Annotated in this window: 8 protein-coding genes; 6 read left to right on the forward strand and 2 right to left on the reverse strand. The window is 61.7% G+C overall.

Features of this window, described 5'->3' with window-relative positions:
* Window positions 1-95: 95 nt before the first annotated feature.
* From V7M64_RS00735 to V7M64_RS00745, 3 genes are all read left to right on the forward strand, one after another.
* Window positions 96-1130 (forward strand): serine kinase, encoded by a 1035-nt coding sequence (locus tag V7M64_RS00735; RefSeq protein ID WP_333676304.1) that lies wholly within the window; start codon window positions 96-98, stop codon window positions 1128-1130.
* 100 nt (window positions 1131-1230) lie between these two features.
* Entirely contained in the window at window positions 1231-2934 is a 1704-nt protein-coding gene (locus V7M64_RS00740; RefSeq protein WP_333676305.1) for an ABC transporter ATP-binding protein, read from the forward strand.
* 250 nt (window positions 2935-3184) lie between these two features.
* The gene (locus V7M64_RS00745; protein ID WP_333676306.1) at window positions 3185-3796 is read left to right on the forward strand and encodes a peroxiredoxin; all 612 of its coding nucleotides are present in this window, start codon (window positions 3185-3187) and stop codon (window positions 3794-3796) included.
* A gap of 50 nt (window positions 3797-3846) precedes the next feature.
* On the opposite strand, the gene V7M64_RS00750 is transcribed toward V7M64_RS00745, so the two are convergent.
* Window positions 3847-4782 carry a GNAT family N-acetyltransferase gene (locus V7M64_RS00750; RefSeq protein WP_333676308.1) on the reverse strand — a complete coding sequence of 312 codons (936 nt, stop codon included), beginning with the start codon at window positions 4780-4782 and terminating at the stop codon, window positions 3847-3849.
* A 140-nt stretch (window positions 4783-4922) separates the two neighbouring features.
* Between V7M64_RS00750 and V7M64_RS00755 the strand changes: the two genes are divergently transcribed.
* From V7M64_RS00755 to V7M64_RS00765, 3 genes are all read left to right on the forward strand, one after another.
* Window positions 4923-5528, forward strand: coding sequence for a TetR/AcrR family transcriptional regulator (locus tag V7M64_RS00755; protein ID WP_333676310.1), 606 nt, complete (start codon window positions 4923-4925; stop codon window positions 5526-5528).
* 169 nt (window positions 5529-5697) lie between these two features.
* Window positions 5698-7107, forward strand: a complete 1410-nt coding sequence (locus V7M64_RS00760) for an HD domain-containing phosphohydrolase (RefSeq protein ID WP_333676311.1) — start codon at window positions 5698-5700, stop codon at window positions 7105-7107.
* 29 nt (window positions 7108-7136) lie between these two features.
* The gene (locus V7M64_RS00765) at window positions 7137-8231 is read left to right on the forward strand and encodes a histidine kinase (protein WP_333676313.1); all 1095 of its coding nucleotides are present in this window, start codon (window positions 7137-7139) and stop codon (window positions 8229-8231) included.
* A gap of 217 nt (window positions 8232-8448) precedes the next feature.
* Here the strand turns inward: V7M64_RS00765 and V7M64_RS00770 are convergent, their stop codons facing one another.
* Window positions 8449-11667 carry a TonB-dependent receptor gene (locus V7M64_RS00770; protein ID WP_333676314.1) on the reverse strand — a complete coding sequence of 1073 codons (3219 nt, stop codon included), beginning with the start codon at window positions 11665-11667 and terminating at the stop codon, window positions 8449-8451.
* Between the last annotated feature and the right edge of the window lie 199 nt (window positions 11668-11866).

Raw genomic sequence — 11866 nt, forward strand, 5'->3', positions numbered from 1 at the left:
TGCGCCACGGCAGGTATTCGGTTGCGGCAACCTTTGCCGGTCTTGAGCGCACTCACGGCGGTCCCCATCGGCTGCCACGGATGCGTTCGACCAGCATGACTTCACCTCCCCAGTCTGCCGCCTGCGAGCTTCATGCCGATCCATTCGGCGAGCGCTTGCCGCAGCCGCTAGCCGTGCACAAGCAACTGCTGGGCGGACGCTTTCGTTTCGAAAGCAACAGCCAGGCTTTGCTGCATCTGGTCGAGGCCGCGTATGGCGACGTGCCGCCGCATCGCCTGCCGCTCGTGGCACCCGAGCTACGCATCGAATTGCGGTTGGTACCGGGTCGGCATTTGCAGGATGCGGACGAGCCGCCACCGGTGCAGATGCAATCGGGCATGGAGCTGTTGCTTGGCGTGATCGATGCCGCGAACTATGCGGTGATTTCGCCACGGCAGCGGCAGGCGCTGATCGTGGCCTCCGAAGACATGCTCGCGTTTCCCTATCACCTGCGCTACGAACTGATCGAGTTTGCCGTGTACGTACTGGCCACGCGCTGCCTTGGGCTGGTGCCCTTGCATGGCGCGTGCGTGGGCAGGGAAGGGCGCGGGGTGTTGTTGCTGGGTGGCAGTGGCGCAGGCAAGACGACGTTGGCCTTGCATGGGTTGCTGCACGGCCTGGAGTTTCTTTCCGAGGATGCCGTGTTCGTGCAGCCGGAAAGCATGTTGGCGACGGCGGTGACCAACTATGTGCACGTGAAGAGCGATGCCTTGCATTTTGTCGATAACGAACATGCACGGCGGTGGATTGGCGAGTCACCGGTCATTCGGCGTCGTAGTGGGGTGGAGAAGTTCGAGGTGGACGTGCGGTCGGGTCATGGACAGCTCGCCGCTACGCCATTGAGGTTGGTGGGCGCGGTGTTTGTATCGTCTGAGATGGCGAATGATCCTGCTGCGCTGTTACAGCCGATTCCCAGGCACGAGACGGCTGTGCGATTGGATGCGGATCAGGCGTATGCCGTGGGGCAACCCGGGTGGTTGCCGTTCCGGCACAAGCTGGTGGAAATGGGAATGTATGAGTTGCGGCGCGGGGCGCATCCGCGGGCTTCGGTTGAGGCGGTGGGCGAATTGCTTGATCGGATCGGGTGCTAGCCATGGAATGTTTGGATCGCTGCGTGACCCACATGCGGAATGCTGGCCTCGATGCAGTTCCAAGCGCTCCTTTACCTGCGGGGAAGGGCCGGTGAGCCACGTGGACAAACAGCCTCGCCACAACCACGCATCGTTCAGAGCGCTATCAGGCACGCTCAGCCGTACGGACGTAGCAGAAATCCTTCTCTACGTCCTGCTGTCCCTCGCCTGCGCCCTGGCCGGCAGCGCCGCCGCCGTCCTGCTGGTACCGATGGTGCAACCCGGCCATCCGCTGGTACTCGGCGGCCACAGCATAGATATCCACGGCAATATCGAAACGCACGCACTGCTGTTCGCCGCCACCACTGCGTGCTTTGCCGTGCTGCGCTGGCAGGCGGCGCGCCTTGCCGCACGCCTGGCCAGCCGCTACGGCATGCATCTGCGGCGCGCGGTGCATGCGCGCCTGATCGATGCCTCCTTGCCATCGCTGGCCGATGCGACATCGGCGGAAATCGCCAATGTCCTCACCTACAACGTCGAAATCATTACGCAGGGTTTCAACGCGTTGCTACAGTTGCTGGTGGCCGGCATGACCGCACTCGTCAGCCTGGCGCTGGCGTTCTGGGTGTCGCCGCCGCTGGCGTTGGCCGCGCCCTTGCTCGCGGTGCTTGCGCTGGCGACATCGCGCATCAGCAGCCGCAAGCAAGCCGCCGTCAGCCGTCAATACATCGCCGATCTCACGCGCCTGTTCTGGCTCAGCGAGGATTTTCCGCGACGCCTGCGCCATGTGCGTTCGTTCGAGCGCGAGGATGCGGAAAAAGCCAGCCACAGCGATATTTCCGGCAGGCTAGGCCAGGGCTATCGGCATCAGCTTGACCTGATTGCCTCCGGCAGGCTGATGCTCGAATTGCTTGCGGCGGCCGGCCTTGCCGCCGTCTTTGTGCTGGCGTATCGCCTGCATGGCGTCGACCAGGCGTCGTTGATCGCCGTATGCCTGCTGCTCGGCCGCTTGCTGCCTTATCTGGTCTCCACACGGCAAAGCCTGCAACAGCTGCATTCGGCCGTGCCGGCGTTTGAGTTGTGGCAACGCTACATGCATTTGCCGCCCGCCCGCACCGCCCACGTGCCGCTGCACGGTGCGCAGATTGCCGGCACCTTGCATATCGAACACGTGCAACTGGCGCAGCCGCTGGCCGCGCTGGAGGTGCGCGACATGTCCTTGAGTCCCGGCACGCTTACCTTGCTTTCCGGCGATTCGGGCATCGGCAAGACCAGCCTGGTCGATGTGCTGGCCGGCATGGTGCGGCCAGGTACTTTTGTCGCGCGTGCCGGCCAGCGCGCGCTCGATTTCGATGGCTATCGCGAGCTGGTGCGCAACAGCGCCTACATCAGCCAGAGCGTGCGGCCGTGGCAACGAACGGTGCGCGAATGCCTGCACTGGGCCGCGCCGGATGCCACCGACGAGGTGCTGCGCCGCGTGTTGATCGACGTCGGTCTCGACAAGCGGCTGGCCGGATCCGAACACGGCCTGGATACCGCGCTGAGCAGCGCCTCCAGCCGGCTTTCCGGCGGTGAACTGCAGCGCTTGCTGCTGGCGCAGGTGATCTTGCGGCAACCCTTGCTCGCCCTGCTGGACGAAGCCACCAGCGCGCTCGATGCCGCCGCGGAAATCGCCGTGCTGTCGGCGCTTAAGCGACGCCTGCCGCGCACGATCATGCTGGTGGTATCGCATCGCGGCAGCGTGGCGGCGGTAGCGGATCAGTGCCTGGCCGTCGGCGCGGATTTCAATACGACGGTGAGCACGCCCGCGCATGCGCACGCGTGACCGCGGTTGGGGTGTAACTTCCGTCATGGATGCAGCGAAGTAGCCGTGAGCTCGTCGCTTGCTGTCATCGGCGCCCGTCGAGTTCAGCTACGAGGTGCAGTCCCCTCCCCTGCGAAGTAGGGGAGGGCTAGGGCGGGGCAGAGGAGGAACGGCCTTTCTCAGCGATCGCGCCCCGACCAACAAACGGCGGAGTAGGATGCGCCGTGCCATGCTCCATACCCCCACACATCAAGAAGAGAGGAAGCCCGGAATGAAAAAGCACCTCGCCGCATCCATCGCCGCCAGCGCGATGATCACCCTGCTGTTCGCCATTCCGGCTTCCGCCGCACTGGCTCCCGGCGCAGCAGCGCCCGATTTCACCGCCGAAGCCAGCCTCGCCGGCAAGGATTTCAGCTTCTCGCTCAAGGATGCGCTGAAGAAAGGCCCGGTAGTGGTGTATTTCTACCCCTCGGCCTATACCGGCGGTTGCGATATCGAAGCGCACACCTTCGCCACCGACAAGGCCAAGTTCGATGCTGCCGGCGCCACCATCATCGGCGTATCGGCCGACAGCATCGATCGCCTCAATACCTTTTCCTCCGATCCGAAATACTGCGCCGGCAAGTTCCCGGTTGCCTCCGATGCCACCGGCAAGATCGCCGCTTCCTATGAATTGAAAACCGAAGCCGCGCAAGCCGGCGTGACCGACGTGCGCGGCGTGGCCATCAATCACGGCTTCATCGAGCGCACCACCTTCGTGATCAACCGCGACGGCAAGATCATCGCCACGCTTTCTTCCGAGGCGGACCACCTGCATCCGCAGGATCACGTGAAGAAGTCGCTGGCGATCGTGCAGCAGTTGCAGGCGGGGAAGGCGCCGTAAGCTCCGTTCTCGTTTATGCAAGGGCCGGCACGTGTTGGTGCCGGCCTTTTTTATGCCACCGATTTTGGCGACAGCAGGAGTGTGTGATTCGTGCTCGCTTCAAAGCCGAGCCTTTCATAGAGCGCCTTTGCCCGCGGATTCGTACGGTACGCCTCAACCGTGATCATGGCGGTACGCCTGGGCCAAATCGGACTGTTGCCCTGCGCGAGATGCTGGATGAATTGCGTCGCCAAGCCACGGCCTCGATACGCGGGTGCCACATACAGCTCATCCAAGGCGCAAATCTCGCCGCCAAGCTCGTTGGACCAGAATGAAACCAGCAAGGCGTAACCGCACAGCTCTTGCCCGATCTCCAGTACCGCAACGACGCCACGGATGGGATTGGCCATGAATTCGGCGAGCGTCCGCCGCATCATCCCGCTGTCGAATGGCAAGGTTTCGCCAGGGTCTTCGGCATTGAGATGCTCGTTCATCGCCACGATGCGATCGAAGTCGAGCTCGGTGGCCAATCGCCAAGACGAAGAGTCGGTGGACGCTACCTGGGTCGATGCAGGTTTATTCAAAGCGGCAACGAGGGTTTGAAACCCAACCCATCCCCAATAGACACGATGGTGAACGATCAGCCCGTCTGCCACGTCCATGACCTCGACCAGATCCACCTGGTTGCCCTGTGGCGTCTCGCGCGGATATTCCCAGGTCAGCTGCCGCCCGTTGGAAAAGAACAGTCCGCTGCGGTACCAGCGATTGAGTTCGTTTCCGAGCTTGCGGAACCCCGCTTCGAAAAACGGCCTGATCTCGCGCCTTCCTCGCAGCATGCCCTGCGTACGATCCGGCAGCGTGACGAGGATGGCGGGTGTTTCAAATACGGCGTCCTCGGCATAGAGCGCGATGAGACGGTCGATGTCCTTGCGTATGATCGCCTCATGCCATTGATCATAGATGTGGCGGATTTCCGCATCGGCATTTTCGAGGGCAAGGTTGCTCATGACTGTTCCTTTGCAGGCTCGAAGCGCTGCAATACGATGGCGACGCGGGAGCAAATGTTACCGATCGGTTCGGTCCTGGCGAGGTTATGAACCGATCGGTAACATGTCAAGTGAATCACCGGCACAAAGGCAGGGCGCACATGGCCGCAGCAGCGAGACGCAGGGCGAAAGACACCGACGACAGGTCGGCGCGCGAGCGCGTATTGGCGGTTGCCGCCGACCTGTTCTATCGCAAGGGCATTCGCGCCGTCGGCGTGGAGGAAGTCGTCAACGAGGCAGGCGTGGCGAAAATCAGCCTGTACCGGAATTTCAAATCCAAGGACGACTTGATCGTCGCCTATCTTGAACGGCGCCAGCTTGAATTCAGCCGGCAATGGGAGGAGCGTTTTTCGCCCTTTGCCGATGACCCGCGCGCCATGCTTGAGGCGATCATGGATTTTCTCGCGCGCCGCATCGCGCAGGCCGGCTATCGTGGTTGCCCGTTCATCAACTACGCGAATGAGTTTCCCGATCCGTCGCATCCAGGCCATCGCGTGGCGAAGGCCAACAAGCGTGAGTTGCGGCGGCGCCTTACGACGATTGCCGAAGCACTGGGCGCGGCGAAGCCAAAGCTTCTTGCGGATGGCCTGCTGCTGCTGATCGAAGGCGTTTATACCGTCAGCCAGACGCTTGGCGGTCCAAAGGGGCCGGCTGCGGCGCTGGTGGCTTCGGCCAATGCGATGGTCGATGGGCATTTGCGGAGTTGAGCGAATCTTCCAATGACCGGAGATCGCGAAAGTCACTGGGCCCCGGCCTTCGCCGGGGCGACGAATCAGTCGTGTTGCGGCGTGACGAAGGCGTGAAGAAGCCGCCGTAATTAAAGGATTTTTCTCCCGCCGCCGATAGCCTCATCGAACCCTGCATGAGGCACTTTTCATGGATACGCCTGACGGTACGACACCCTCTCCCATGATGGGGGCATGCGCTCCGGAACCCGTTGCCAACGGGAGCGAAGGGACGCCCAGAAAGCCGGCGATTCTTATCGTCGATGACGAGCCGAGTGTGCTGTCCGCGCTTCGGCGCTTGTTGCACGCTTCGCCTTATCACGTGTTGACGGCCGAGAGCGGCACGGCCGCGTTGGACATGCTTGCCACGCAAGAGGTGGACCTGATCATCTCCGACATGCGCATGCCGGGCATGTCGGGCAGCGAGTTGCTCGCGCGCGTGCAGGCGCTTTATCCGGACACCATGCGTATCCTGCTCACCGGTTACTCGGAAATCGAGGCGGTGGTGCAAGCTGTCAACGAAGGCGGCATCTATCGTTACTTGAACAAACCCTGGGATGAGCACGATCTGCTGCTCACCATCAAGCAGGCGCTGGAGCAACGGCGCCTGCGCAAGGAAGCCGCCAGGCTGTTGGCGCTGACACAGCAACAGAACGAGAAGCTGGCTGCGTTCAACCATGCACTGGAAGCGAAAGTGACATCCCGCACGGAGGAAATCCGGCAGACCGTGATGTTCCTGGAAGATGCCCAGCGCGATCTGCGGCGCAATTTCATGACCATGGTGCAGGTCGGCGCCAGCATGATCGAACTGCGTTGTGGCGCGATGGGCGGTGAATCGCATCGTGTGGGCCACCTCGCCAAGCATCTTGGGCTTGCGCTCGGCCTGGATGGTCTCGATGCGCAGGATCTCTATTTCGCTGGGCTCTTGCATGGCATCGGCAAGCTGTCGTTGCCCGATGAGATCCTGCACAAATCCATCGACCGCATGACGCCGGCGGAAGCGCACACCTATTACCGCCATCCATTGCGCGCGCAAATGCTGCTGACGCCCGTGCCGCAGCTCACTCAAGTGGCGCACATCGTTCGACATCAATACGAACGCTTCAATGGCCGCGGCACGCCCGATGGACTAGCCGAAGGAAATATCCCCTTGGGCTCGCGCATCCTGGCCGTTGCACGGGACTACGAAGGCTTGCAGAGCGGCGCGATCACGCGCGAGCGCTTGCTGCCGGAACAGGCTGTCGAACTAATCAAGATGCAGGCGGGCCTGCGCTACGACCCGCACGTGGTGGAGCAATTTCTGCTGCTGTTGAACGATCCAGCCATGCTGGGTGGTTCGACGCCGTTCCGGCACGTGGCCAGCGGCGATCTGGTATCGGGCATGCGCCTCGCGGACGATCTGCGTACCAGCCGCGGCGTGCTGTTGATGACGAAGGGCAGCGTGGTTTCGGAATACCAGGCATCCGTCGTGCGGCGGTACGAAGCCCAGGAAGGCGCGCCGTTCACCATTCTTATCGCGACCGCCGACGCCGAACCTGTCGTGCAGGCCGTGCCTGCCTAGCCGGTTGCACGGGCGAGCAAGGCAACGCCATGAACGCCACCTACGCCATCGCGCTTTTTGCCATCGCGGTTCTCATCGTCGCGCTCGCGATATGGCGCTTTGATCCGCGCACCGCGTTCCTGCGCGGCAGGAACAATGCGCTGGAGGCGCAAGTGAAGCGGCGTACCGCCGAGCTGGAAGGCGTACTGCGCCAATACGAACGCAGCGTGCTTGCGCTCGAACAGGCACGCGCGATGATGGAAGAGGAGATCGAGCAGCGCAAAGCCGTGCAGCAGCGCCTGGAAATCGAAAAGGAAGAACAGCGCCGGCTGATCCACGAACTGGAAGAGACGCACCTGCAGTTGCTGCAGACCGAAAAACTCGCCTCGATCGGTCAGCTCGCCGCCGGCGTGGCGCACGAGATCAACAACCCGATCAGCTTCGTGCACGCCAACCTCAACACGCTGAAAAGCTGGGTGCGGCAATTGCTGGCGGTGATCGTGGCGCAGGAAGCGGTCACCGGTGCGCCTGCGGCCAGCATGCTGGCGCCGGTTTCGCAGATGGCAGGGGAGCTCGACCTGGATTACGTGCGCAACGACATCATGATGCTGATCGAGGAATCGCTCGAAGGCGCCATGCGCGTGCGCCAGATCGTGCGCGACCTGCGCGATTTCTCCCGCCCCAGCGGCGACGAGCGCGCCTTTGCCGATCTCCACACCGGGCTGGAAAGCACCTTGAACGTGGTGCATAACGAGATCAAGTACAAAGCGGACGTGGTGCGTGAATACGGCGAACTGCCATTGGTGGAATGCAATGCGGCGCAGTTGAACCAGGTGTTCATGAACCTGCTGGTGAATGCCGCGCATGCCATCCGCGAGCACGGCACCATCACGATCCGCACCGCCTGCCAGGGCGACAGCGTATCGATTGCCATTGCGGACACCGGCAACGGCATACCCGATCATGTGATGGGCCGGATCTTCGATCCGTTTTTCACCACCAAGCCGCTCGGGCAGGGGACGGGGCTGGGTTTGTCGATCTCGCATGGGATCGTGGAGCATCATCGCGGGCGTATCGAGGTGCAGAGCTCCGCCGGACAGGGCAGTACGTTTACCGTGACGATTCCGGTCAGGCGTGTGACGTAGGTGGGTTGGCACGGATTGCATCTTCGCCAGGAACGTAACGACAACGGCCAGCCGCTTTAAGGCAACACTGAATAAGTATCGCCGTCGTCACCAGCCCTGTCTGTTCGCATGCCGCAGGGCCGTCGGCGAAGGCAGACTGGCTGTCTGTCTGTCGAGATCCCAAGATGACAGCGCAGGTTGGGGTGCGCGGAATGCGAACCCCAACCTGAGTTACACATCAGAAATCCGCGCGCACACTGAGGTTGTAGCGCGTGTCGTCGCGGAAGAAGCCTTTCGGCACGCTCAACCCATCGGTGTTGATGATTTCCCTGGTGCGGAAGGTCGAGTTCAACAGGTTGGCCACCTGTAGTGACAGCTTCACGTGATCGGTAAGCGCGTAGATCAGCGATGCATCCAGCTGGCCCTGCGAATCGGCCATCACCGGCAGGAACGGATAATCCGCCTCGTAGCCGGTAATCAGGTACTTCGAGCGCCAGTTGTAGGCCAGACGCGTGGACAGCGGGCCTTTCTCGTAATACAGGGTGATGTTGTAGGTATTGCGGGACAGTTCGTACGGCGGCAGCTTGAGCTGGTTGACGCACTGCGTGGCCGGCGCGTAGCCGCTGGGGCAGAAACTCGTCGAACCGTAGCTCAGGTTCTGCGGCTTGATGTACGTGTAATTCATCTGCGTGCCGAAACCGGATAGCCAGCCGGGCAGGAAATCGTATTTCTGCTGGTAGGCCAGTTCCGCGCCACGCACGCTGCCACCTTTGTTCAAGTTGGCCAGGCCAATGGTGTATTGCTCCGGATAGCTCACGCCATTGTTGGTGACCGTGGTGTCGACCACGCTGGTGATGGTCTGGATGGTGTTGTTCAACTGCTTGTAGAACAAGGTGCCGGAGATCGAACCGGCATGGCCGAAATACCATTCCTGCGTAATGTCGAAGTTGTGCGCCTTGATCGGCAACAGGTATGGGTTGCTGCCGCTGTAGCCATTGCCCACGGTGGGCACCGTGCTGCCATTGGTGCCGTAAGGCAGCAGTCCGCTGACCGTTTGGCCTGCCTGCAATTGGTTGAGCGTCGGCCGGTACACCGATTCGGAGAATGCGAAACGGGTGATCAGGTCGCTGGTCCAGCCGATGGCCAGGTTGAAGCTGGGAAGCCAGTTGCTATAGGAGTTGCGAGCCGTAATCGGTGTGTACGCGCCGTTGGCGAAGCTGACGTACTGCTGTTGTTGCGCAGGCGTGAGCGCGCAGAACGTGCCCGGCGCGGGCGTGGCGCCGCCTTGCGTTTGCGTGAGGCAGTACTGCGCGATGCCGACGCCATTGAGTACCGCCGACTGATTGGGCAGGATCAGGTAGCCTTGCGCATCGTCCTGGGTGCGCACGTAACGCAAGCCGACGTTGCCGCTGATCTGCAGGCCGCTGAGAAAATCGGTGTTGTCGTTGCCGAAATTAAGGCGCACGTAGGCGGCGTTGGTCTTCTCCTGGTTGGAGGCGACTTCCTGCGGCAGGTAGAACGTGCCCGGTACGAACACGTCGCCGTTGACATACTGCGGGCGCTCATAAAGCGTGTAGTACGGGCCGACGCTGCCGGGCGGGTTCATCGCCATCGCCTGCTTGTTGATCTGCTGGATGATGGCGGCGGCCTGGTGGAATTGCGTGAGCGGATTGAGGTTGAAATAGGGCGCAACGATGCCGCCGAAATTGCTGTTGCTGAAACCGGGCAGATTGAGGTTGTACAGCGACGTGTCGCCCGGAGTATTCGCGGCCGTTACCGCGTTCTGCCCGTAGGGTGAGCTGATGGCCGAATAGTTGTACGCCGAGTTTTGCACCGTTTCGCGCTGGTCGGAGTGGCGCACGCCGAACTGCAGGTTGTCCAGGAAGCTCTCGTCGATGTCGAACGTGCCATCCAGCCGGAAGGTGCGCTGGTTGCCCCAGGAGTTCGCGAAGTGATCCTGCGCCGCTGCCCAATAATAATTGTTGGGATTGCTGTAGTACTGCGCCGCCGTTTCATTCGGATCGGGCGAAAGCAGGCTGACGCTGGGCGTGCTGCTGCCGTGCTGGGTGATGTCCCAGTTGGCCTGCGTCAATTGGCGAATGTAGTAGTAGAAGTTGTTGAACTTGGAGTTGGTGTCCTGCACGTCGGCGCTCAGGTGCAGCCGATCGTTGACGTTCCACTTCAGGTTGAAGCTGTAATCGTTGGTGACATAGCGGTTGCGATACGCGGTGCTGTCGACCTGCGTCTGCACGCCGCCATAGGTGATCGGCAGGAAACTGGACGAACCCGGCGCGCCGCCGATGATACCCGACTGGAACACGCCGTTGCTGTCATAAACGGGCGTTGCGCCGGCCACCGGCACGGCGCAGCCAGCGAGCGACTGGCCAAACGCGCAGCCATCCGTCGACGCTTGCAGGGTGTGCTCGTAGGTAGTTTCCGTGTCGGATGCGCGATCCCATTCCAAGGTCGCTTGCCATGCCTTGTCCGGGCTTTCCCACTGCGTGGAAAGCACGTGGCCGAAGCGTGTGCTGCTTTCGTTCTGCACGCGCATGTCGGCACCAACCGGCACGTAGGCGTATTGGCCTGGCGCCAGGCCAGGGAAGCTGTCGGTTCTGCCATTGGGCAGCGCGCAGCCATCGCAGCGGCGCTGGAAATCGACCAGCGAAATCGCGTTGTCCTGCTGCTTGATGCGGTCGTAGGCCACGTTGAGCAGCACGCCGAAGCGGCCGATCTCGGTGTTCCAGTTATGGCTGAAGAGGCCTGCGATCTGCGGCGTGCCTTTCTTGTCCAGGTTGCCCCAGTAACTGCCGAGGGTGAGCGATACCTGCGTATCCTTTTTGCTGTCGAAAGGCTTGCGCGTATTCAGGTCGATCGACCCGGCGATGCCGCCTTCGATCATGTCGGCCGTCTGGTTCTTGCTCACCACGACCGAACCGATCAATTCCGGTGACACCGTGAAAAAGTTCAGGCCCTGGCCGCCGCCGGCGGAGAACACCTCACGTCCGTTGAACAGGGTGCTGGTATAAGGCAGGCCTTGCAGGCTGATGTCCGAACCCTGGATGGAGAAGTGGTCTGGATCGGCTGCCACGCCGAACGCGCTGACCGCCACGCCCGGCACACGCTTCAATGCTTCGGTGACCGAGGTGTCGGGCAGGGAGCCGGCGTCCTGCGCTGAAATCGCATCGACCACCGTATCGGCGTAGCGCTTGATGTTCTGCGCCTGGTTCAAGCTGTTGGAAAAGCCGTTGACGGTGAGGCCGCTGAGCAGCTTGGCTTCTTTCTCGTCGGTTTGGGTGGCGCTGTCTTTTTTCTTGTTCGCCGTCTTGGCGTTGGCGGTTTGGTCGCTTGGCTGCGGTGTCGGCTGTTCGGTTTGAGCATGCAGCTGTCCTGCAGCGAACAACGTTATCGCAATGGCGAAGGACAGCCGGCAGGGCTGATGCATGGATTGCTTCTTCATTACTGAATCTCTCCCAAGTTCAGTGAACAACCGCCGTCGCTTGCCTTGAACAGTCCCCGGAGCGAGGCGGCGAAAAGTGCTGCATGGCGCATCGCGGCGCCTTATGTGGCGCCCCTTTTTATGGGCGATGCTTCGAACTTAAGGGTGCCTGGATGTCTTTGAACCGTCGTCCCGGCGTGGTTGACGGTCGCTGGCCCCC

This window comes from Dyella sp. (assembly GCF_036746095.1).
In the GTDB taxonomy this organism is placed as follows: domain Bacteria; phylum Pseudomonadota; class Gammaproteobacteria; order Xanthomonadales; family Rhodanobacteraceae; genus Dyella_B.